Below are 22424 nucleotides of genomic sequence, written 5' to 3' on the forward strand. Positions count from 1 at the left end.
GGCATTCTGCCTGCTGATTTACCATTCCAATGGCTGGCGATCAGCCGAAGCAAGGAGAACACGATGTCCAACACCCTGTTTATTACCGGCGCGACCTCCGGTTTTGGTGAAGCCTGTGCCCGTCGTTTTGCCGACGCTGGCTGGAAATTGGTGCTGACAGGCCGTCGTGAAGAGCGCCTCAATGCGCTGTGCGCCGAGCTGTCGAAGCAGACCGAAGTCCATGGCCTGGTGCTCGATGTGCGTGATCGCAAGGCCATGGAGGAAGCGATTGCCAATCTGCCGCCATCCTTTGCCAAACTGCGTGGGTTGATCAACAACGCCGGGCTGGCCCTGGGCGTCGATCCGGCACCCAAGTGCGACCTGGACGATTGGGACACCATGGTCGACACCAACGTCAAAGGCCTGATGTACAGCACTCGTCTGCTGTTGCCACGCCTGATCGCCCACGGTCGTGGCGCCGGTATCGTCAACCTGGGGTCCATCGCCGGCAACTACCCGTACCCGGGCAGCCACGTGTATGGCGCGACCAAGGCGTTCGTCAAACAGTTCTCCCTGAACCTGCGCTGCGACCTGCAGGGCACAGGCGTACGGGTCAGCAACATCGAGCCGGGCCTGTGCGAGAGCGAGTTCTCGCTGGTGCGTTTTGCCGGTGACCAGGAGCGCTACAACGCCACCTACGCCGGCGCCGAGCCGATCCAGCCGCAAGACATCGCCGAGACCATTTTCTGGGTACTCAATGCGCCTGCGCACATCAACATCAACAGCCTGGAGCTGATGCCGGTGAGCCAGACCTGGGCTGGGTTTGCTATCGAGCGCAAGTCTTAAGACCGAGTCATCGTTCTTCGCGAGCAAGCCCGCTCCCACATTAGACCGCGATCCAGTGTGGGAGCGGGCTTGCTCGCGAAAGGGCCGGCTCAGGCGACACAAAGCTTCAGCTAGACTCCTCCCTCAAGCAACCGCCACACCCGGCGGTCTAGAGGTCTTAGAGGAGATCCAGTGAGTAATCGAGGCGAGCAGTCGCTGCTCAAACAATCGACCTTCCTGATGCTCGCCGTGACATTCGCCGGGATCATCACCGGTTTTGTGTCGGGCGCCCAATCCATCCTGTTCGATGGCTTCTTTTCGTTGATCGCGGCCTTCATCAAGGTCCTGATGCTGATCACCGCCAGGCTGATCGCCAAAGAAAGCAACCAGCGCTTCCAGTTCGGTTCCTGGCACCTGGAACCCATGGTGCTGGTGATCGAGGGTAGCTTCATTTTCCTGGTCGCCATTTACGCCTTTCTCAACGGCGTGTTCGGCATCATCAGCGGAGGCCGCGAGGTCGAACTGGGGCTGGTGATCTTCTACGCGGCGTTCTTCACTGTCGTTGAACTCATTTACTTTTTCTACGTCCGCCAACGCAATCGCACGCTCAACTCATCGCTGATCCAGTTCGACAACATCAGTTGGCTGGTGGACGCGATGCTGTCGGCGGGCCTGCTGGTGAGTTTCCTCATCGCGCTGCTGCTCAAGACTCAGGGGTACGACAAGTGGGCGGTGTATGTCGACCCGATGATCCTGATTCTGCTGGCCTTGGGCATGCTCCCCCCGGCGTTCAAAATCCTCGGACCGGCCTTGCGCGATGTGTTGGGGATCGTCCCGGACCAGCTGGACGACAAGGTGCGTCAGGTGATGGAGGTGGCGAAGGTCGAGCATGGTTTCGACGACTACATTTCCTACGTGCAGAAGCACGGCAGGGCGTGTTTTATCGAGATCCACATTGTATTGCCGAAGGATTACTGGCTGGACGGGGTGGGGCAGCTGGACAGTTTGCGCGAGGAAATTTCCGCGAAGCTTGGCGAGCCGGATGCCGCGCGATGGCTGACCATCAGCTTTACCGGGGACCGCAAGTGGATTGAGTGACAGCCAGGTGAGCTCTTTGAGGTCATTCGCGAGCAGGCTCGCTCCCACATTGAAATGCGATCACCTGTGGGAGCGAGCCTGCTCGCGAAAGCAACCAAACAGTCAGTCGAGATATACCGCCAGCCCGCGATAACAGGTCGCCAGGTGATAAGGCGTGGTCGACGGCATGTCGCGGCGGCTGACTTCACCACGCTCATCACGACATTCATACCAGCCGCCGGCATGCAGCGAGCGCTGCTGCAACGCCTGCAACTGGCGCAGGACATCCGCTTCGCTATTGGGTCGCAGCGTCAGGGCGCGCAGGTATTCGGCTTGGGCCCAGATACGCTGCGTGGCATCCCGGACGCCGCCACCTGGTTCGAGGTCGAGCATGGCCCGCACCGCACCGGTCTGCTGATCGACGCCCAACTGCTCGGTAAAGGCGAAGGCCCTTTCCAGATCGGCATGCAGGGTCGAAGTGCGCAGCAGTGCCGAGGATTCCAGCAGGAAATACCACTCGAACTGATGCCCCGGTTCAAACCAGTTATCCACAGACCCCAGCGGCTTTTCCATCAACACGCCGTGCTGCGGATCGATAAAGCGCGCGTGCATGGCTGTGCATAACTCGATGAGTGCGTGTTGCGCGTCGAGATCTTCACGCACCGACAGGGTGGCGAGGAATGCTTCGGCCAGGTGCATCAGCGGGTTTTGCAAGGGGCCGCTGCCCAGCGATGCCCAGTCGCGGTCGAGCGTGGCTTCATACAGACCGTCGTCCGTGGCGAAACGCTGCGCGATCACTTCCAGCGATGCGTTGAGTACCGACTCCACCAGCGGCTCGCGGACCTTGTCCCAGTAATGGGCACAGGCGAACAGGATGAACGCGTGGGTGTAGAGGTCCTTGCGCTGATCCAGTGGCGCACCTTGCGCATCGACGCTGTAGAACCAGCCACCGTGCTCGGCATCGTGGAAGTGCCGCTGCAACGAGCGGAACAAGGCGGCGGCACGCTCTTCGGCGCCCGGCACCTGACCGATCAGGCTGGCAAACAGATACAACTGCCGCGCACAGGCCATGGCCCGGTAGCGTTGCGGTGGCAGCGGTTGGTGTTCGGCATCCAGCGCCTCGTAGGGCAACGCCATGTCGGCATTCCAGCCCGGACCTTGCCAGAGCGGCACGATGACGTTCAGGAAATGCTGTTGCACCGAGGCGAACAGGGCGGTCAATTCAGGCTGGGAGGCGGAGCGGGGAACAGGTGGCATTGGCTGGCGTCGTCACGGCAGGGGCGATTGCGCGACATGTTAGCAGAGAGGCTGGCTTGAGAGAGGCTGTGTCTGTCAGGCCGCCTTCGCGGGCAAGCCCGCTCCCACAGTGATTTACTGTGTGACATAGATAGCATTCACACCAGGAACCCTGTGGGAGCGGGCTTGCCCGCGAAGAGGCCGTGGAAGGCGCTAGAGAATCAACCCGCCAACAACCACACCCCGGTCGCCGCCGAAGCCGCGCCCGCCAGTCGAACCAGTGGTGCTGCCGCCAGCGGCAAGGTCCGCACCAGCGCATAACCTACCGCATGCAACACCGCCGTCGCGGCGACAAAACCTGCGGCATAGGTCCAGGGACTCGACATGTCCGGCAGTTCCAGCCCATGCGCCACACCATGAAACAGCGCAAACAAGGCTGTCGCACCCACCGCCATTACCAGCGGTGGACGCACAGCCAGCGCCACCGCCAGCCCCAAGGCCAATACGGAAGCGGCAATCCCGCTCTCCAGTGCAGGCAGGTTCAATCCTTCAAAACCCAGCATCCCGCCGATCAGCAGGGTCCCGACGAAGGTGCATGGCAGCGCCCAGCGCGCAGCACCCTGCTGCTGTGCGGCCCACAGGCCGACCGCGAGCATCGCCAGCAGGTGATCGAGACCGCCAAGCGGATGGCTGATACCGGCGATCAAGCCATTGTCGCCGTGCCCTGGATGGGCGAGGGCAAGGGCTGGCGTCAGCAGCAGGGCCAGGGCGCCCAGAATGCGTTTCAGTGTCATGGATAAGCTTCCTTGTTGAAGGGGTGATCAGGCCGCGGTCAGCAAGCCCTGGCGTTCGATGAAGGCGATGATCTGTTCCAGACCCTGGCCGGTTTTCTGGTTGCTGAAGACAAATGGCTTGCCGTTGCGCATGCGCTGGGTGTCGCTGTTCATCATCTCCAGCGAGGCCCCGACCAGCGGCGCCAGGTCGATCTTGTTGATCACCAGCAGGTCGGATTTGCAGATCCCCGGCCCACCCTTGCGCGGCAGCTTGTCGCCGGCGGAGACGTCGATCACGTAAATCGTCAGGTCGGACAGTTCCGGGCTGAAGGTCGCGGAGAGGTTGTCGCCACCGGACTCCACGAGAATCAGGTCCAGCCCCGGAAAACGGCGATTGAGTTGATCCACGGCTTCAAGGTTGATCGAAGCGTCTTCGCGGATGGCCGTGTGCGGGCAGCCGCCGGTTTCCACGCCGATGATGCGTTCCGGCGCCAGGGCTTCATTGCGCACCAGAAAGTCGGCGTCTTCGCGGGTGTAGATGTCGTTGGTCACCACGGCCAGGTTGTAGCGCTCGCGCAGGGCCAGGCACAGGGCCAGGGTCAGGGCGGTTTTGCCGGAACCGACCGGGCCACCGATGCCGACGCGCAGGGGTTGTGTGTTCATGTGATTCTCCAAAATAACAGACCCTAGGAACGGAACAGACGGCTGTATTGGCGCTCATGGGCCATGCACGTCAGGGACAGGCCGAAAGCGGCACTGCCGTAGTGATCGGGATCGATTCGGGTGGCGTTCTGTTGAGCCTCTTGAAGCAGCGGCAACAGTTCGCTGGTCAGGCGTTGGGCGGCTTGCTGGCCCAGTGGCAAGGTCTTCATCAGCACCGCCAACTGGTTTTCCAGCCAGCTCCATAGCCATGCAGCCAAAGCATCCTGCGGGCTGATCTGCCAGGCGCGCGCGGCCAGGGCCCAACCCAGGGCCAGATGGTGCTCGCTGCGTTGTTCGAGGAAGGCGCGGGCGGGTGTGTCGAGTTCCGGCAAGCCGTTGAGCAATTGCTGCAACGAGTAACCCATCTGCCGGCTTTCCTGATGCAGCTCTCGGGTTTCGCGACTGGCCCGATGTTCCTCGCAGCGTTGCAGCAATTGGCCCCAGTTGTCCTCGCAGGCGGCCACGCAATGGGCGAGCAGCAACGGTGCTTCGAAACGTGCCAGATTCAACAGCAACTGATCGCTGATCCAGCGTCGCGCACTGTCGGGGTCGTTTACCCGGCCGTTATCCACAGCCATTTCCAGCCCTTGGGAATAGCTGTAGCCGCCAATCGGCAATTGCGGACTGGCCAGGCGCAGCAGCGCCCAGGCCGGGTTCATGGGCGTACGCCGAACTGGTGCAGTTTCGGCGCGTAGTTGAAGTCTTCATCGCCGTGGCGTGAATGATGATGGCCGCCGCCGTAGGCGCCATGTTCCGGCTGGAACGGCGCTTCGATGTTCGAGGCAATGGCACCGAGTTGTTCGAGCATGGCCTTGAGCACGTAGTCGTCGAGCAGTCGCAACCAGCCGTCACCGACTTGCAGGGCGACATGGCGGTTGCCCAGGTGATAGGCCGCGCGGGTCAGTTCGAAGGCATTGGCGCAGGTGACGTGCAGCAGTTGTTCGGGGCGGGCGCAGACACGCACGATTCGCCCGTCTTCGGCTTGCAGGCATTCGCCGTCATGCAGCGGCGGCTGGCCACGCTCCAAAAACAACCCGACGTCTTCGCCCTCGGCACTGAAACAGCGCAAACGGCTTTTGCTGCGGGCTTCGAACGTCAGGTGCAGTTCAGCTGCCCAAACGGGTTGAGGGTCGATTCTGCGATGAATCACCAGCATCGGAAGGCTTCCAGCAATGGACGATGCTCAGGCTAGAGCAAGGGGCTTGCCAATCGACTTGATGTGTAGGAAATGGCTGAAGGAGACGTAGGAAAGGTATTTATTGAGTGGGTTTTTTGGTTGAAGTTGGTGCGTTGTTTTTGATTTGCGCACCAAGTTGAAGCGATGCAGTTCATTGTGGGAGCGAGCTTGCTCGCGATGACGGCGTATCTGTCACATTGATACTGTATGTGCCGACGCTATCGCGAGCAAGCTCGCTCCCACAGGGTCTTGATCCAGACTGAAGGTTAAGGGTTACTCGGTACTGCCGAGCCCTTGCCAGTGCTTGAGGCCGATAAAGATGAAGCGCAGTTGCTGGGTGATCTTGGCCTGGGGCGTCAGGTGCTCAGGTAAGGCCTCGGCTGGCGGATCGATGATGTCCGGCAGGGTGGCGAACACGCTTTTGACGATCAGATCCGCCATGACGCTCAGGTCGGCGATGTCCAGGTGCTGCAGTTTCGGCATCAGTGACAAATCCGCCGCCAGGTCCGAACTGATGCCTTCACGCAGACGGCCAATGGCCTGGCGTACCGGCAGCGAACCGCCGTATTGCTCGCGGGCGAGAAACAGGAACTGCGAACGGTTGGCGCTGACCACGTCGAGAAAAATCCGCACCGAGGCATCGATGATGCCGCCCATCACGAATTCGTTGTGCCGTACCAGGCGAATGGTTTCGCGGAAGGTCTGACCGACTTCGCTGACCAGCACCAGGCCCAGTTCATCCATATCGGCAAAATGGCGGTAGAAACCGGTCGGTACGATGCCGGCGGTTTTCGCGACTTCACGCAGGCTCAGGCTGCCGAATCCTCGGCCGCCGTCCATCAGACGCCGGGCAGCGTCCATCAGGGCATTACGGGTCTGTTGTTTCTGTTCGGCGCGGGGCAGCATCGCAAGGGTGTTTTCTGGACAAGGACGCGGCGCACTCTAGCAAATCGGCTTTGCCGGCGTCGAACGACTGTGAGGGATCAAGCGGGGAAGTGCGGCATCTATAAAGCGCAGTGCTGAAAAGTCAAAAGCCCAATCCGGGGATTGGGCTTTTTTTCTGGGCGGCCATGGGGCTTAGCTCAGAGTGCTGTTGCGTTCGATCACACGGTCACCACCGCCTTCAGCGAGGGTTTGACCTTGTGGAGTGCGATCCGAACCGTCGGCAGCCAGGGTTTGACCTTGTGGGGTGCGATCCGAACCATCAGCGGCGAGGGTCTGGCCCTGTGGGGTGCGATCCGAGCCGTCAGCGGCGAGGGTCTGGCCTTGTGGGGTGCGATCCGAACCATCGGCAGCCAGGGTCTGGCCTTGTGGAGTGCGGTCCGAGCCATCCTGAGTGATCAGGCCTTTTTCTTTCAGGCGATCATTACCGCCTTCGGCAAGGGTTTGACCCTGAGGAGTACGGTCGGAGCCATCGGCGGCGACGGTCTGGCTGAACACCGAGTGGTCTTGTTTCACTTGTGGGGTGGCCTGGTCAGCTGCTGGCAGGGCAAAAGCAGTGCTGGCCAGCATCGAGAGTGAAAGGCTAAGCAGTAATTGGCGTTTCATGATTGTTGTGCTCCTCGGGGGTGCGAAAAAGTGGGTACGAGGGCAATGCTACTCTCGATAAATCGATATAAAAGTTCATAAACGCAATGGTAATAATCAACGGAATTGATTGTTTGCTGGGGAGGCTCTAGGACGGGCGTTTCCGACGAGTTGTCTTGCCCTGGTTTGGGTATTTTCGACCCAGCCTTGACGTGTAAAAGTGCGGGGCCGGTAACGCTGCTCGACTGATGGGTCAGTATCGGACTGGCTGAATTCGGCGAAATCGGTCTATCGATTAAACCTGCCGGGTTTTTATCAGTCGTAGACTTCATGGCGAGCCGCTTCCGGCTCACCATTTCACCTGTGCGTCGCAGTCGGGGCGCTCAGTCGTATCAGGAGCCCTGTGCAATGACGCGCACCCAAAAGACGTTTGTCTGGACCCTTTCCACCTTCCTTACCTTGCTGGCGTTGCTGGTGCTGATCATCGTGTTCTTCGACTGGAACCGGATCAAACCGCCGCTCAATGCCAAGGTTTCCGAAGAACTGCACCGCGCTTTTGCCATCAACGGCAATCTGTCGGTGGTCTGGCAGACCGAGCCCGATCAAAGCGGCTGGCGCGCTTGGGTGCCATGGCCTCATGTGGTGGCCGAGGACATCAGCCTGGGCAACCCGGACTGGTCGAAGCAACCGCAGATGGCCACTCTCAAGCGTGTCGAGTTGCGCATTTCACCCTTGGCTTTGCTGGCACGGCGGGTGGTGATCCCGCGTATCGACCTCGCCGAGCCGAATGCGCAGCTGCAACGCCTGGCTGACGGGCGCGCCAACTGGACGTTCAAATTCGACCCCAAAGACCCGAACGCCGAGCCTTCCAGTTGGGTGGTGGATATCGGTGCGATCGGCTTCGACAAGGGCCACGTCATCCTCGACGACCAGAGCCTGAAGACGCAGCTCGACGTGCTGATCGATCCGTTGGGCAAGCCGATTCCATTCAGCGATATTGTTGGCGACAAGGCGGCGAAAGCCGCGCAGGAAAAGGGCTCATCACCCCAGGATTATGCGTTCGCCCTCAAGGTCAACGGCCAGTACCACGGCCAGAAACTCGCGGGGCATGGCAAGATTGGCGGGTTGTTGGCGTTGCAGGATGCGGCACGCCCGTTTCCGCTTCAGGCGCAGGTGACGATCGCCGATTCCAGCGTCGAACTGGCTGGCACCCTGACCGATCCGCTGAATCTCGGCGCCCTGGACCTGCGCCTGAAACTGGCCGGCACCAGCCTGGGCAACCTCTACCCGCTGACCGGCGTGATCCTGCCGGACACCCCGCCCTATGCCACCGACGGCCATCTGAACGCCAAGTTGCACGAGCCGGGTGGCGCGGTGTTTCGCTATGAGGAATTCAACGGCAAGATCGGCGAGAGTGACATCCACGGCAGTCTGACCTACGTGGCCAGCCAGCCACGGCCAAAACTCAGCGGCTCGCTGTTGTCCAATCAATTGCTGTTCGCTGACCTGGCGCCGCTGATCGGCGCCGATTCCAACGCCAAGCAGAAGGCCCGTGGCGGTGACAGCAAACAACCGGCGGACAAAGTGCTGCCGGTCGAAGAGTTCAAGACAGACCGCTGGCGCGATATGGACGCCGATGTCGAGTTCACCGGCAAGCGCATCGTGCACAGCGAAAAATTGCCATTCAACGATCTCTATACCCATCTGGTGCTCACCGATGGCGTGCTCAGCCTCGAACCGCTGCGCTTCGGCGTGGCCGGCGGCAAGCTGGACGCGCAGATTCGCCTGAACGGCCACACCGATCCTCTGGAAGGCCACGCCAGGCTCACGGCGCGGGGCTTCAAGCTCAAACAGTTGTTCCCAGGCTTTGAGCCGATGAAAACCAGTTTTGGCGAGCTCAATGGCGACGCTGATATCAGCGGGCGCGGCAATTCGGTGGCCAGGCTGCTGGGCAGCGCCAATGGCAATCTGAAAATGCTGATCAACGATGGCGCCATCAGTCGCGAATTGATGGAGCTGGCGGGGCTGAACGTCGGCAACTATGTGGTTGGCAAGATCTTTGGCGACAAGGAAGTGAAGATCAACTGCGCGGCCGCCGACTTCGGTATCCAGTCCGGCCTGGCAACCACCCGGCTGTTCGTATTCGACACCGAGAACGCCATCGTCTACATCGACGGCACCGCTAACATGGCGACGGAACAACTGGACCTGACCATCACCCCGGAATCCAAGGGCTGGCGCCTGATTTCATTGCGTTCGCCGCTGTATGTGCGCGGCAAGTTCATCAAGCCCGATGCCGGGGTCAAGGCTGTGCCTCTGATGTTACGCGGGGCCGGGATGGTGGCGCTGGGCGTGATCGCCGCACCGGCGGCGGGGTTGCTGGCGCTGGTTGCACCGAGTGGTGGTGAGCCAAATCAATGCGCACCGTTGTTGGAGCAGATGAAGTCGGGCAAGGCGCCGAAAACGGTGAAGAACTGAAGAGCTGAAGACCTGCAGCCCGGACCTTTTGAGTACTGGAGGGCGGCATGCTGCAGGCGTTTTCAACGGGGGCTCAGATTGCTGGATCTGATTCAAAAATCTGGAACAGATGAGTCTGAGGCTTGCTGCCAAGTTTACCGACAACCTGAGTTCTGATTTTGGCGTACTTGTCTTCGGACAAATAGGTGGTCCATAAGCTGGTCTCAATATCGCTCTGTATGACCGCTTCAGGGAGCGGTTGCCTAAGAAAGCTGATGTCTACGGGGCGAGTCGTTTCGAGGGAAATTTGAAGTGAGATGGTTTTTTTGTTTTCGCAGACGATTGTCAACAGCGTGCTCACGGTAAGCGAGCCTTCTCCGTGGCTGGGCGCGATCTCTGTTTGAATCCTGTTCAGGAGTGCCTTGAGGGCAGGTGATTCGCTGGGTAGTTGTGCAATGTTTGAAAGCGCGCCGCTCAGTTGTTGCAGTTGCTCTTTTTGTAATGTATCAGCCAGTACCGTGGATGCAATGCTGAACAGGCTGGATGAACTTTTTGGAAGCGTGTGATTCTTGAAGCCATTAAGTGTCCAGTGCAATTTTTCAAGTGTGGTTCTGTACGATGTTAGCCACTTGTCTGGAGTACTGTCAGCGAGTAGTTGTGCCAGTAAGCTGGAGTGCAGAATGTCCTTTTTGAATTGATCGGAGTGTTTGCCTAAAAAAAGTGTGATATTGCCATCGATGATGTAAGTCTCGGATGATAATGATTTCATATTGGCCTCAAGCTAAAAAAGTGAGGTAAGTGTGGCACTGAGACCGTCAGTGTGGGTCGGTCCCAGTGCTAATCTAAAGTTTAGGTGTTACTGAAAGCCCGGGATATTGTCGAGGTACTCGTCAGCAGCATTACCCAGTTTCTCAAGCACTTTGTTGCGCACTCGCGCATAGACTTGAGTGTTGAGGTAAACCGGCGTTGCCTGCGATTTTACGGCGGTGGATTTAGTTGTCGATTTCCACCAAAGAATACCGCGAGTACTTTCCCTGACATCCACACTAGTACAGCTAAGGATCATCATCGGAGAGCCTTCCCGGGTTTGCCAGACTGGGGAAATATCAAATACCGCTTGATAACCTTTTTGAGCGTTACGATTGTAGATCTGGATCAGGCCGTCCTCACCTTTCACTCCCTCCACGGCTTTGCCAGCCAGTGCTGCCAGGCGAGGAGCGTTTCCCTGGACCAGATTCTGAAGTATTTCAAAAGCGACGGCGTCCATGGTAAGTCCGGTTCTTTCAATGATTCTGTCCTGAGCGTAAAGCTTGTTGATCGTCCATCCGAGGGTACGCAGGCCTTCTGTGTAAAATTTGTACCACTGATGCAACTCTTTAACCATGTCGTATTTTTGCGATGCCGCGTTTTGCATCAGTAATTTGCAGTTGTCGACATCTTCACGGTTTTGCACCGATACGCCGGGTACATAGATGTTCATCATGTCCGGGCCGACGGTGCCACTTTCCTTGTCTGGATCGATTGGAAGGTCGTCGGAAACGCTTCGAATGGTCTGCAGTGTTTGAGTGTAGGCAGTACGTCGAGCAGGCAGGGCGGGCAGGCTGTCGAGAAATTCAAGTTGTTGTTCAATGTGCATCATCGTTAGTCCTTTATATGTTTTCCAGACTTCTTGTCTGTCAGTTTAATATAAGGGGTTGGAGGGTTTAGTCCATAGTGTGGTTGTAACGTGATAAATATCGTGCGTTGCTGTTTTTGGTGCGGGGAGTTGGTCTGGTTTAAATTTGTGATCAGTATGTTTGGTGTCTGGTAACTATTGTCGCTGTCGTTATTTGCGTCGGTAGTCGATGAACGTTCATCGCAACGAATGACCGGATGCCAACGCCTCCTCACGCAACCACCCAAAAAACGCCCGTACCGGCGGATGACGTTCGCGCCCCGGAACACACAGGGCACTGTACCCGGCGCCTTCGACCTGGACGTCACCCCGATACGGCACCAGCAACCCACTGGCCACACTTTCCGAAACAAGAATATTGCTCGCCAGCACCAGGCCCTGCCCGGCAATCGCCGCTTGCAGGGCGTAATGCTCTTCGTCGTATTCGCGCACCGCTGGCCGACCGCTCAGCCAGGTTTCGCCCGATTGCGCGCACCAGGCCTCCCAGCCGTGGGCATAGAGTCTGGAGTTGTGCCAGCGTACGCTGATCAGCGTCGGGGCACGATTCAAAGCCAGCGCCACTTGTTCGGGCGAACCGTAGACACCGAAGGACTCATCGAACAGACACTGGCCGTACAGGTTGGGGTAGTCGTCGAGGCTGTAGCGCAGCACCAGATCGACGCTGGCGTCCTGATGCAAATCGATGACCTCGCAATGAGTGTCGAGGCGCACGCTGATGTTCGGGTGGCGCGCATAGAAGCGTCCCAGGCGCGGCACCAGCCACAGCGCGGCGAAGGCTGCGGTGGTGGAGACCGTCAGGTTGGCGCCGCTGCGTTGCGGGCGCAGGGTATCGACACTTTGTGCCACTTCGAGGAAAGCCCCGTGCAGGCTCTGGAACAGCCGTTCGCCGCATTCGGTCAGGCGCACCTGGCGTGGCAGGCGTTCGAACAGCGGCACGCCGAGCCAGCTTTCCAGGGAGCGGATCTGATGGGACACCGCCGTCGGGGTGACGGACAGTTCTTCGGCGGCGGCCTTGAAACTCAACAGGCGTGAGGCGGATTCGAAGGCGCGCAGGGCGGTCAAGGGCAGCGAGGCGAACATTGAACACTCCACAGGTGAAATAGATTCACCTTGGCTGATTTTTACTCATTTGAATGGGTGTAGCCACGAGCTTCAAGCTGCAAGCCACAAACCGTTTGAGTTTAGCCCTGAGGAGAGACAGATGAGTAAAATTCTTGCTGTTCATGCCAGCCCCCGTGGCGATCGTTCGCACTCCCGGCGTTTGGCCGAAGTGTTTCTGTCGGCCTGGCAGGCCCGTCATCCACACTCGCCACTGACTCGCCGCGAAGTCGGCCGGGCGCTGATCCCGCCGGTCAACGAGGCATTCGTGGCCGCCGCGTTTTACCCCGAGCCCGACGCTCGGCCGCTGTCGATGCAGGCCGACCTGGCGCTCAGCGACGAATTGGTCGGCGAACTGCTTGGTCATGATGTACTGGTGATTTCCACACCGATGCACAATTTCAGCGTTCCCAGCGGCTTGAAGGCCTGGATCGATCAGATCGTGCGGGTGGGGGTGACCTTCGATCACACACTGGATAATGGCGTGGCCCAGTACGAGCCATTGGTGCAGGGTAAAAAAGCCCTGATCATTACCAGCCGTGGCGGCTTCGGTTTTGGTCCGGGCGGCGAGCTGGAAGCCATGAACCATGCCGACACGCTACTGCGCACGGTGCTCGGATTCATCGGCATCACCGATGTCACAGTGGTGGCTGCCGAGGGCGAGGAGTCCGCCGAACGCAGCTTTGAGATCTCTGCCGCCGAGGCTGAGCAGCGCTTGTTGGCGCTGGCCGGGGAGTTCTAGATGGCCTGGGTGTTTCTGCTGGTCGCCGCCGGGTTCGAAGTCACCTTCGCCATGGGCATGAAGTACGCCGAGGGCTTCACCCGGCTCTGGCCTTCGCTGATCACGGTGGTGGCCGCTGTGGGCGGGATCTACTTCCTGACCCTGGCCATGCGCGAGTTACCCGTGAGCATCGCGTACCCGATCTGGACCGCTATCGGTTCGCTGGGCACGGTGTTTCTCGGGTTCGCGCTGCTGGGGGAAAGCCTGAGCGTGATCAAACTGGTCTCGGTCGGGCTGATCGTGGCGGGTGTGGCGGGGTTGAAGTAGGGCGGATGACATAGACTTGTCGTCGAGTTGTCATCTTCGCAGGCGTAACTTGGCGGATGTCTTGCATTGCGCCTTGCGTCACCACCCGACCACAAGGATGTCCACCCATGTCGCAAGGTTCTGCCCCGCGCTACCCGCTGGTGCTGGTCCCGGGAATGCTCGGGTTCATCCGGTTGGTGCTTTATCCGTACTGGTACGGGATCGTCGAGGCGCTGCGCCGTGGTGGGGCCGTGGTGTTCGCCGTGCAGGTCTCGCCGCTTAATTCGAACGAAGTACGCGGCGAGCAATTGCTGGCGCGTATCGACGAAATCCTGCGGGAAACCGGGGCCGACAAGGTCAATCTGATCGGCCATAGCCAGGGCTCGCTGACCGCCCGTTACGCCGCGGCCAAACGCCCGGATCGGGTGGCATCGGTGACCTCGGTGGCGGGGCCGAACCACGGTTCGGAACTCGCTGATTACCTGCATCAGCACTATCCCCATGACAGCCTGCGCGGTCGTCTGCTGAGCTTTTTGCTGCGGATGGTCGGCACGCTGATGGGGTGGCTGGATACCGGTTACCACGGGCCGAAGTTGCCGGTGGATATCCATGCCTCCCATCACGCTCTCACCACCGCTGGCGTCGGGCTGTTCAACCAGCGTTATCCACAGGGCTTGCCTGAAACCTGGGGCGGTCAGGGGCCGGAAGAGGTCAATGGCGTGCGCTATTACTCCTGGTCCGGCACCTTGCAGCCGGGCATCACCGATCGCGGGCGCAATCTGCTGGACGGCACTAACCGCAGTTGCCGGTTGTTCGCCAAAACCTTCGTCCGTGAAGCCGGGCATTGCGACGGCATGGTCGGGCGCTACAGCTCGCACCTGGGCACGGTGATTGGCGATGAGTATCCGCTGGATCACTTCGATATCGTCAATCAGTCGCTGGGGCTGGTGGGCAAGGGGGCTGCGCCGGTCCGGTTGTTTGTCGAGCATGCGGCGCGACTGCAGGCTGCGATCTTTTCAATCAGGCAACGCCGACCTTACGCCCCAACACCGTCGTCCAACGCTCGGAAACAATCACCCCACCCAAGGTCAACACCCCGCCCACCAGGTGATACATCGCCAGTTGTTCATGCAGCACCACCGCTGCAATCAATGCGGTGATCAACGGCAGCAAATTGAAAAACTGCGTGGTCCGGCTCGGACCCAAACGTACCACCGCCTGCATCCACGCCAACGGCGCGACCATCGAAGCCAGCAGGCAGGCGTACAGCACCAGCGGAATGTTCTGCAGGGTCGGGCCGACTTTCGGTGAGGCGAGGAACAGCGGAAACAGCACCACCACGGCCACCAGCACCTGCAGATACAGGAGCACCAGCGGCGGCAGTTTCAGCTGCCATTTTTTCAACAGGGTGCTGTAGACCGCGTAGGCCAGGGTGGCGATCAGCATCATCGCGTCGCCCAGGTTGACCCCGTGTTCGAGCAATGTGCCCAGGCTACCGGACGACACCACCACCAGGACGCCGGCGAACGACAGCACCGCACCGGCCAGGGCGCCCATGGTCAGGCGCTGGCCGAGGCTGATGATCGCCATCGCGAGCGACATCAGCGGCATCAGCGAGAGGATGATGCCCATGTTGGTGGCCGAGGTCAGGCTCGCGGCGAAGTACGCCAGGCTTTGATAGACCGCCATGCCAAGAACACCGAGGACAAAGATCTTGCCCAGTTTCGGGCGGATCAGCGGCCAATGGGCGAGCACCGGTTTGAGCATGAAGGGCGTGAACAGCAACCCGGCCAGCAGCCAGCGGTAGAAACCGATCTCGGCGGGGAAGATCGCCCCGGCCGACATTTTGGTGATCACGGTATTGCCGGCCCAGATGAAAATGGCCAGCAGGGGATAAGCGTATTGCATCGGGAAAAAACCAGAACGTTAATGAAGTGCAATTATCCGCTTGTCTGGATGCAAGCCTATACTTCGATTCGGACAACTCGCCCCTGATGACGGACAGCATGAGCAGTAAACACATCGACCTGCTGGATTTCAGCGAACTGCCGTCGGCGGTGTACTTCCGCTATGCCGATTTTGACGCCCACGAATACGCCGCCCCCCATCGGCATCCCTGGGGGACGCTGGAATATGCAGCCCACGGCGTGCTGCACATGGATGTCGAGGGCAGCCGCTTCATGTCGCCTCCGCAATACGCGGTGTGGGTGCCGCCACAGATCGAGCACAGCTTCTATAGCCACCAACCGGTCAACTACCGCGCCGTGTGCCTGGCGCCCAAGGTGTGCGCTGATCTGCCGTCGCGAGCCTGTACCCTGGCCATCAGCGACATCCTCAAGGCGATCCTCAAGGACTTCGCCGCCCGGGACGTGCAGATTCCCGAGCAGGCCGCCGACCAGCGCCTGGCCCAGGTATTGGTGGATCAACTGCAACAGGCCCCGGTGCACGAGTGCTATCTGCCCTACGCCAGCAGCCCCGGATTGCTGGGGATTCTGGAAGCATTGCAGGCCGAACCCGGGGATAACCGGCCGCTGGCGGAATGGGCCGCACGCATCCATGTCAGCGAACGCACCCTGGCGCGGCAGTTCGTGCGGGAGCTGGGCATGAGCTTCGGTGAGTGGCGCCAGCGCTTGCGTTTTCTGGCGGCGATCGAAGCGCTGGACAGCCAGCGCAGCATTCAGGAAATCGCTTTCGACATGGGCTACAGCACCGGCTCGGCATTTATCGCGATGTTCCAGCGCCAGGCCGGGTGTACGCCGGAGCAGTACCGGCGCAGCCATCTGGAGAACAGGAAGGTGTAACAGGGGTTGTCTACACTCCAGTACGAGGCCGCGCCCCTCGGTGTGGCGACCAGGAGAAAACTCCATGAAGATGTTGCGTGTCCCTTTGTTGATGATCGGTTTGCTGCTCTGCTCCCAGGGCTTCGCCGCCACAGCCCAACAGGAAAAGATGACTACCTGCAATGCCGACGCCACGGCCAAGAGCCTCAAGGGCGACGAGCGCAAAGCCTTCATGAGCACCTGCCTGAAGGCTACTCCGGCGGCAAACGATGCCGGCAAGGCCTTGACGCCGCAGCAAGAGAAAATGAAAACCTGCAACGCCGACGCCGCCACCAAAGCCCTCAAAGGTGATGAGCGCAAGGCTTTCATGAGCGATTGCCTGAAGAAAAAATAATTCACAGGGATCAACTCAGTCGAGTGTGGGAGCGGGCTTGCTCGCGAAGGCGGTGTACCTGTCACAACAATGTTGAAGGTGATGGCGCCCTCGCGAGCAAGCCCGCTCCCACAGGTGATCGGCGATGTATGGGCTGCCTGGGGAATGTAAAAATTTGCCCAGCCCCCGACCAAGGTCGATCCACACAATCCTAGTGCTCGCACCGGATCGCTGGCAGACTGCCAATCCTTTTTACGCCGTTCGTTTTTGAGGCTGTATGCCAACGTTTTCTCAGCGTCAAGTTTTGCTGGTCATCAGCTGGGTCATCATTTTTGGCGGGCTGCTGCTGGTCCTGCCGCTACGGTTGCTGCCGAGCCTGCTCGCCGGGTTGCTGGTGTTCGAACTGGTCAACATGCTCACTCCGCAACTGCAACGGCTGATCGAAGGCCGGCGTGCGCGCTGGCTGGCGGTGGCATTGCTGGGGACGCTGATTGTCAGCGTACTGTCGCTGATCTTTGCCGGTGCCTTCAGCTTCCTGTTGCACGAGGCGGAAAACCCCGGCGCCTCCCTCGACAAATTCATGGGGGTGGTCGACCGTGCACGCGGGCAACTGCCGCCGTTCATCGACGCCTATCTGCCGGCCAGTGCCGCCGAGTTCCGTGTGGCCATTGGCGAGTGGGTCAGCAAGCACCTGAGCGAATTGCAACTGGTGGGCAAGGATGCGGCACACATGTTCGTGACCTTGCTGATCGGCATGGTGTTGGGTGCGATCATTGCGTTGCAGCGTGTGCCGGATCTGACCAAGCGCAAACCGCTGGCGGCGGCGCTGTTTGATCGTCTGCACCTGCTGGTCCAGGCGTTTCGCAACATCGTGTTCGCCCAGATCAAGATTTCCCTGCTCAACACCATTTTCACCGGTATTTTCCTGGCGGTGATCCTGCCGATGTTCGGCATCAAGCTGCCCCTGACCAAAACCCTGATCGTGCTGACGTTCCTGCTCGGCCTGCTGCCGGTGATCGGCAACCTGATGTCGAACACCCTGATCACCATCGTCGGTCTGTCGCTGTCGATCTGGGTCGCCGTCGCGGCGCTGGGTTACCTGATTGTTATCCACAAGCTCGAATACTTCCTCAACGCGCGCATCGTCGGCGGGCAGATCAGTGCCAAGTCGTGGGAGTTGCTGCTGGCGATGCTGGTGTTCGAGGCCGCGTTCGGCCTGCCGGGGGTGGTGGCGGGGCCGATTTACTACGCGTATCTGAAGAGTGAGTTGAAGCAGGTGGGGATGGTTTGATCTGCTGGATCTTTGTTGTCTGAGCTGGCGTCTTCGCGAGCAAGCCCGCTCCCACAGGTCATGCATTGTCCTTGTGGGAGCGGGCTTGCTCGCGAAGGGCGCGCCAAGGATTCTGGATCAGTCCATCGACCCGTAGCGTTTCGCAGCCTCAATCGCCAAACCACTGCCGATACTGCCAAAGATGTTCCCTTCTACATGCCGCGCCTTCGGCAGCATCGCCGAGACACTGTTGCGCAGCGCCGGAATGCCGCTCGAACCGCCGGTGAAGTACACCGTGTCGACCTGATCGACCCGAACATCGGCGTCTGTCAGCAATTGGGTGACGCTGTTGCGTACGCGCTCCAGCAGGTTGTCGATGGCCGACTCGAACAGCGCACGGCTCAAGTCCACGCTCAGGCCCGCTTCAATGCGGTCCAGCGGCACGTGGCGGTTGTCGGCGTGGGTCAGCTGGATCTTGGTTTCTTCCACTTCCATCGCCAGCCAGTGCCCGGCGCGCTGTTCGATCAGCTTGAACAGGCGATCGATGCCGCCGGTGTCTTCGATGTCGTAGCGCATGCTGCCCAGGGCCAGTTGCGATTTCTGCGAGTACACCGAGTTGATCGTGTGCCAGGTCGCCAGGTTCATGTGATGGCTGGTGGGCATGTAGGCGCCGCTCTTCATCCGGCTGCCGTAGCCGAACAGCGGCATCAGGCCGGCCAGCGAGAGTTGCTTGTCGAAGTCGGTCCCGCCGATGTGCACGCCGCCGGTGGCGAGGATGTCGTCCTGGCGGTTATCCACAGCACGACGCTTCGGCGACAGACGCACCAGGGAGAAGTCGGACGTACCCCCGCCGATGTCGACGATCAGTACCAGCTCTTCTTTCTCGATGGTCGACTCGTAGTCGAATGCCGCGGCAATCGGTTCGAACTGGAACGAGACTTCCTTGAAACCGATCTTGCGGGCCACGTCGACCAGGGTGTCTTCGGCTTCCTTGTCGGCCATCGGGTCGTCATCGACGAAGAACACCGGGCGACCCAGCACCACTTCTTCGAATTCCCGACCGGCGGCGGCTTCGGCACGGCTCTTGAGCTGGCCGATGAACAGCCCGAGCAGGTCCTTGAACGGCATCGCCGTGCCGAGGACGCTGGTGTCGTGCTTGATCAGCTTGGAACCCAGCAGGCTCTTGAGCGAGCGCATCAGGCGGCCTTCGTAGCCTTCCAGATACTCGTGCAGCGCCAGCCGGCCGTACACCGGGCGACGTTCTTCGATATTGAAGAAGACCACTGACGGCAGGGTGATCTTGTCGTCCTCCAGCGCGATCAGCGTTTCCACGCCGGGGCGCAGCCAGCCGACGGTGGAGTTGGACGTGCCAAAGTCGATACCCACGGCACGGGCTGGAGATGCGTTGTTCATGTCTTTCAGGTTCCGGTTAAAAAACGGCCGCGCAGTGTATGCCAGTGCGCGCCAGATTCGAAGGCCGGTTATCTGCTAATTCTTCGCAAACAATGCCTTGAAAGATGGGGCATCCCCCCCAAACTACCCTGCATCAACCGGACAGCGGCGGGCGTGCTCGCAAGAAGCCCCGCCGGCTGCCGATAAACTTCTGCTGCGCCGCCCGGTCACAAATTTGAGATCGGTCAAACCAACGGCTGCAAACAAGCGCATGCTGTGGCCCGTGGCGCGATTTGATAACGGATGGTGATTCCCGCGATGGACTTCAAAGACTATTACAAGATTCTCGGTGTGGAGCCGACCGCAGACGATAAGGCGATCAAGGCCGCCTATCGCAAGCTGGCGCGCAAATACCACCCTGACGTCAGCAAGGAAAAGGACGCCGAGGCCAAGTTCAAGGACGCCTCGGAAGCCTATGAAGCGCTGAAAAGCGCCGACAAACGCGCCGAATACGATGATCTGCGCCGCTATGGCCAGCACGGTCAGCCATTCCAGGGACCACCGGGCTGGCAGAGCCGTGGCGGTTTTGGTGGCGGTGGCCAGGACACGGGCGATTTCTCGGACTTCTTCAGTTCGATCTTCGGCAACCGTGGGCCTGGTTTCAATGGTGGTGGACAGTCGCGTCGCAGCACCGGACGTCGAGGGCAGGACGTGGAAATGGAGCTTGGGGTTTTTCTTGAAGAAACGCTGTCGACCGAATCGAAGAAGGTCACCTTCCAGGTGCCGCAGTACAACGCGGCTGGCCAGCATGTGAGCAACACCAGCAAAAGCCTGAACGTGAAGATTCCGGCCGGTGTGGCCGACGGCGAGCGCATTCGCCTCAAGGGGCAGGGCGCTCCGGGTGTGGGTGGCGGCGCCAATGGCGACCTGTACCTGACGATCCGTTTCGCGCCGCACCCGAAATTCGACGTCGAAGGCGATAACCTGATCATCACCTTGCCACTGGCTCCGTGGGAGCTGGCGCTGGGGGCCGAAGTCGCCGTGCCGACCCTGACCGGCAAGATCAACCTCAAGGTGCCGGCCGGCAGCCAGAACGGCCAGCGCATGCGCGCCAAGGGCCATGGCCTGATGAACAAGGCCGGTGAGCGCGGTTACCTGTTCGTGCAATTGAAGGCCGTGATGCCGAAGAAATCCGACGATGACATCAAGGCCCTGTGGCAGGAGCTGGCGAAAAAAGCCGCGTTCGACCCGCGAGAGCATTTTTGATCCCTTAGAACCAAGGAGTCACTGACAATGAGCAGTCCCCTGATCGTTCAACTGGACATGGCAGAATTCTGTGAGGCGACCGAGCTGTCGGACGTCTACGTGATCGAAATCGTCGAGCACGGCATCCTCGAACCTCAGGGCGCTCAGCCCAAGGACTGGGTTTTCAACGACTATGAGCTGACCCTGGCCAAGCGCGCCGCCAAGCTGCGGCGCGACCTTGACCTGGAGTGGGAAGGCGTCGCCCTGGCGCTGGACCTGCTCGAAGAGGTGCAGCAGCTGAGGGCCGAGAACCGCATGCTCAAGCAGCGCTTGGGGCGGTTGCTGGTCGAGTAGGAGCTGCCGAAGGCTGCGATCTTTTGATCTTGTGTTTCATTGCTCCTGCTGATGCAAAACTTCAAAAGCAAAATCAAAAGATCGCAGCCTGCGGCAGCTCCTACAGGGGGTGCTTCAGGTTTTGCGTGGCAACACCACGGTAAAGGTCGTGCCATCCCTCTCACTGGAACTGACTTCAATCGTCCCCTGATGGGCGTCGACCACTTCCTTGACGATAAACAACCCCAACCCAAGGCTGGTAGTGGGCTCGCCGAGCTCTTCGCTGGCACTGCGCACCAGCGGGTCGAAAATGGTCGCGATCGCATCGCCGGGGATGGGGACTCCGTCGTTCTGCACCGTCAGCCGAACGCTGTCGGCCTCGCCCTTGAGGGTCAAGGTCACTTCACGTTTGCTCGAGCCATGTTGCAAGGCATTGCCGATCAGGTTTTGCAGCATCTGATCGACCCTGCGCGGATCCCAGGTACCGCGGGTGTCACCCTGTACCGTCAGGGTTGGATCGCACTCCGGTTGACCGGCACAGGCCCGCGCAATCGCGTCCCGTGCCGCTTCGGCCAGCTCCATGGGCGCCGGTTCGATCGGCAAGTGCTTGCCCAGGCGACTGCGCACCAGTTCCAGCAAATCCCCGACCATCACCGCGAGGTGCCCGGTACTGCGCTGGATATTGATCGCGCACTTGAGCGCATCACCTTCCAGTGCGGCTTTGCGCAGCAGGATTTCGGTGGACATGCTCACCGCCTGCAGGGGCGCGCGCAGGTCATGACCGAGGATCGCGAGGAAAATGTCCCGGGAGCGGTTGACCATTTCGGCATAGGCGGCGGTGGATTCGGCCAGGGCTTCGTCGATGGCTTCGTTGAAGCGGATCATGTCCTGGAAGTAGGCCAGGTCAGGCGATTGCAGGCTATTGACCCACAGGCGGATGACACAGGCGCGCAAATGACGGAATTCACTGGTCATCTGCACCAGATCAAAACCCACGGTATGGCGCAACTCGCCATGGCTGGCACCGGCCTCGTCGAGGCTCGGGGTTTTCTCCGGGCCTTCGCCGCGTGCCTTGGCCGCTTGTTCGGAGGGTGTCTGGGGCTTGCACATGTCTCGGGCCGCGGCCAGCAGGATCGACCGGGCATGGTCGCGCAAGGCGGCGCTGTCCATGGACTCGGCGGCCGGGGTGATGGTTTTGGCGAACTGCTCCCACTCATCGACGATGCGATCAACCTGTAGCACGATGAATTCGGAAAGACGCATGGCGGTTACCTGAGCATGAATCGGGGACAGCGAATCGAATAGTAGTCCCTTTGCCGGAAAAAACACGACCGCTCGTTCGGTGGCATAAGTCCAGGCCTCAGTGGCGGTACTTATGTATTGAAGGCTCTTTGAATTTCGAACGGTGGAGGCCTTTTTTCAGGGGCGGCCCAGCGGTTTTTTGGGCTTTTGTTTGGCGGTTGGGTTGGCGAAGCTGT

General features: G+C 60.0%; 23 protein-coding genes and 1 pseudogene. 11 read left to right on the plus strand and 13 right to left on the minus strand.

Annotation, left to right across the window (positions count from 1 at the left end; translation table 11 throughout):
• Nucleotides 1–63 precede the first annotated feature (63 nt).
• Together AC07YV_RS01075 and AC07YV_RS01080 are read left to right on the plus strand one after the other, a co-directional pair.
• Nucleotides 64–825, plus strand: a complete 762-nt coding sequence (locus tag AC07YV_RS01075) for an SDR family oxidoreductase (protein WP_007979699.1) — start codon at nt 64–66, stop codon at nt 823–825.
• A 171-nt stretch (nt 826–996) separates the two neighbouring features.
• Nucleotides 997–1902, plus strand: coding sequence for a cation diffusion facilitator family transporter (locus AC07YV_RS01080; RefSeq protein ID WP_102698677.1), 906 nt, complete (start codon nt 997–999; stop codon nt 1900–1902).
• Nucleotides 1903–2004: 102 nt separating this feature from the next.
• On the opposite strand, the gene AC07YV_RS01085 is transcribed toward AC07YV_RS01080, so the two are convergent.
• From AC07YV_RS01085 to AC07YV_RS01115, 7 genes are all read right to left on the minus strand, one after another.
• Nucleotides 2005–3138, minus strand: coding sequence for an AGE family epimerase/isomerase (locus AC07YV_RS01085; protein ID WP_102698678.1), 1134 nt, complete (start codon nt 3136–3138; stop codon nt 2005–2007).
• Between the two features lie 200 nt (nt 3139–3338).
• On the minus strand, nt 3339–3911 hold the full coding sequence (locus AC07YV_RS01090) for a HupE/UreJ family protein (protein WP_102698679.1): 573 nt from the start codon (nt 3909–3911) through the stop codon (nt 3339–3341).
• Between the two features lie 27 nt (nt 3912–3938).
• Nucleotides 3939–4553: an urease accessory protein UreG gene (ureG, locus tag AC07YV_RS01095; protein WP_007979691.1), complete on the minus strand. Its 615-nt coding sequence runs from the start codon at nt 4551–4553 to the stop codon at nt 3939–3941.
• Between the two features lie 23 nt (nt 4554–4576).
• Nucleotides 4577–5251 carry an urease accessory protein UreF gene (locus tag AC07YV_RS01100; protein WP_102698680.1) on the minus strand — a complete coding sequence of 225 codons (675 nt, stop codon included), beginning with the start codon at nt 5249–5251 and terminating at the stop codon, nt 4577–4579.
• Nucleotides 5248–5748, minus strand: a complete 501-nt coding sequence (ureE, locus tag AC07YV_RS01105; protein WP_015093252.1) for an urease accessory protein UreE — start codon at nt 5746–5748, stop codon at nt 5248–5250. The genes AC07YV_RS01100 and ureE overlap by 4 nt, the downstream gene beginning before the upstream one ends.
• 294 nt (nt 5749–6042) lie before the next feature.
• Nucleotides 6043–6675, minus strand: a complete 633-nt coding sequence (locus AC07YV_RS01110) for a TetR family transcriptional regulator (protein WP_007979686.1) — start codon at nt 6673–6675, stop codon at nt 6043–6045.
• 171 nt (nt 6676–6846) lie between these two features.
• A complete protein-coding gene (locus AC07YV_RS01115; RefSeq protein WP_102700424.1) occupies nt 6847–7317 on the minus strand; it encodes a hypothetical protein in 471 nt (156 codons plus the stop codon).
• A 387-nt stretch (nt 7318–7704) separates the two neighbouring features.
• On the opposite strand from AC07YV_RS01115, the gene AC07YV_RS01120 reads away from it, so the two are divergent.
• Complete coding sequence (locus AC07YV_RS01120) at nt 7705–9774, plus strand: AsmA family protein (protein ID WP_102700425.1); 2070 nt, start codon at nt 7705–7707, stop codon at nt 9772–9774.
• A 73-nt stretch (nt 9775–9847) separates the two neighbouring features.
• Here AC07YV_RS01120 and AC07YV_RS01125 read toward each other — a convergent pair whose 3' ends face one another.
• The 3 genes from AC07YV_RS01125 to AC07YV_RS01135 all read right to left on the minus strand — a co-directional run bounded on the left by AC07YV_RS01125 (nt 9848) and on the right by AC07YV_RS01135 (nt 12520).
• Nucleotides 9848–10522 (minus strand): hypothetical protein, encoded by a 675-nt coding sequence (locus AC07YV_RS01125; protein ID WP_102700426.1) that lies wholly within the window; start codon nt 10520–10522, stop codon nt 9848–9850.
• An 87-nt stretch (nt 10523–10609) separates the two neighbouring features.
• Complete coding sequence (locus tag AC07YV_RS01130; RefSeq protein WP_256358830.1) at nt 10610–11392, minus strand: hypothetical protein; 783 nt, start codon at nt 11390–11392, stop codon at nt 10610–10612.
• A gap of 213 nt (nt 11393–11605) precedes the next feature.
• The gene (locus AC07YV_RS01135; RefSeq protein ID WP_173900818.1) at nt 11606–12520 is read right to left on the minus strand and encodes a LysR substrate-binding domain-containing protein; all 915 of its coding nucleotides are present in this window, start codon (nt 12518–12520) and stop codon (nt 11606–11608) included.
• 109 nt (nt 12521–12629) lie between these two features.
• Between AC07YV_RS01135 and AC07YV_RS01140 the strand changes: the two genes are divergently transcribed.
• The 3 genes and pseudogenes from AC07YV_RS01140 to AC07YV_RS01150 form a co-directional block, all read left to right on the plus strand.
• On the plus strand, nt 12630–13268 hold the full coding sequence (locus tag AC07YV_RS01140) for an FMN-dependent NADH-azoreductase (RefSeq protein WP_102700428.1): 639 nt from the start codon (nt 12630–12632) through the stop codon (nt 13266–13268).
• A complete protein-coding gene (locus tag AC07YV_RS01145) occupies nt 13269–13574 on the plus strand; it encodes a DMT family transporter (protein WP_007979676.1) in 306 nt (101 codons plus the stop codon). It abuts the gene before it with no gap.
• 107 nt (nt 13575–13681) lie between these two features.
• Nucleotides 13682–14563 (plus strand): annotated as a pseudogene (locus AC07YV_RS01150) (esterase/lipase family protein); the annotation flags it as partial.
• A 10-nt stretch (nt 14564–14573) separates the two neighbouring features.
• Here the strand turns inward: AC07YV_RS01150 and AC07YV_RS01155 are convergent.
• A complete protein-coding gene (locus AC07YV_RS01155) occupies nt 14574–15461 on the minus strand; it encodes a DMT family transporter (protein ID WP_102700429.1) in 888 nt (295 codons plus the stop codon).
• A 98-nt stretch (nt 15462–15559) separates the two neighbouring features.
• On the opposite strand from AC07YV_RS01155, the gene AC07YV_RS01160 reads away from it, so the two are divergent.
• The 3 genes from AC07YV_RS01160 to AC07YV_RS01170 all read left to right on the plus strand — a co-directional run bounded on the left by AC07YV_RS01160 (nt 15560) and on the right by AC07YV_RS01170 (nt 17997).
• Nucleotides 15560–16354 (plus strand): AraC family transcriptional regulator, encoded by a 795-nt coding sequence (locus AC07YV_RS01160; protein ID WP_102700430.1) that lies wholly within the window; start codon nt 15560–15562, stop codon nt 16352–16354.
• Between the two features lie 64 nt (nt 16355–16418).
• On the plus strand, nt 16419–16727 hold the full coding sequence (locus AC07YV_RS01165) for a PsiF family protein (protein WP_102673139.1): 309 nt from the start codon (nt 16419–16421) through the stop codon (nt 16725–16727).
• Between the two features lie 256 nt (nt 16728–16983).
• Entirely contained in the window at nt 16984–17997 is a 1014-nt protein-coding gene (locus AC07YV_RS01170) for an AI-2E family transporter (RefSeq protein WP_015093263.1), read from the plus strand.
• A gap of 117 nt (nt 17998–18114) precedes the next feature.
• Here AC07YV_RS01170 and AC07YV_RS01175 read toward each other — a convergent pair whose 3' ends face one another.
• Complete coding sequence (locus AC07YV_RS01175; RefSeq protein WP_102700431.1) at nt 18115–19389, minus strand: Hsp70 family protein; 1275 nt, start codon at nt 19387–19389, stop codon at nt 18115–18117.
• A gap of 297 nt (nt 19390–19686) precedes the next feature.
• Between AC07YV_RS01175 and AC07YV_RS01180 the strand changes: the two genes are divergently transcribed.
• Together AC07YV_RS01180 and AC07YV_RS01185 are read left to right on the plus strand one after the other, a co-directional pair.
• Nucleotides 19687–20634 carry a DnaJ C-terminal domain-containing protein gene (locus AC07YV_RS01180; RefSeq protein WP_015093265.1) on the plus strand — a complete coding sequence of 316 codons (948 nt, stop codon included), beginning with the start codon at nt 19687–19689 and terminating at the stop codon, nt 20632–20634.
• A gap of 27 nt (nt 20635–20661) precedes the next feature.
• A complete protein-coding gene (locus AC07YV_RS01185; RefSeq protein WP_007979663.1) occupies nt 20662–20967 on the plus strand; it encodes a chaperone modulator CbpM in 306 nt (101 codons plus the stop codon).
• A 114-nt stretch (nt 20968–21081) separates the two neighbouring features.
• Here AC07YV_RS01185 and AC07YV_RS01190 read toward each other — a convergent pair whose 3' ends face one another.
• Nucleotides 21082–22209, minus strand: a complete 1128-nt coding sequence (locus AC07YV_RS01190) for a sensor histidine kinase (RefSeq protein WP_102700432.1) — start codon at nt 22207–22209, stop codon at nt 21082–21084.
• Nucleotides 22210–22424: the final 215 nt, after the last annotated feature.

Source organism: Pseudomonas sp. GW456-E7, from assembly GCF_059424105.1.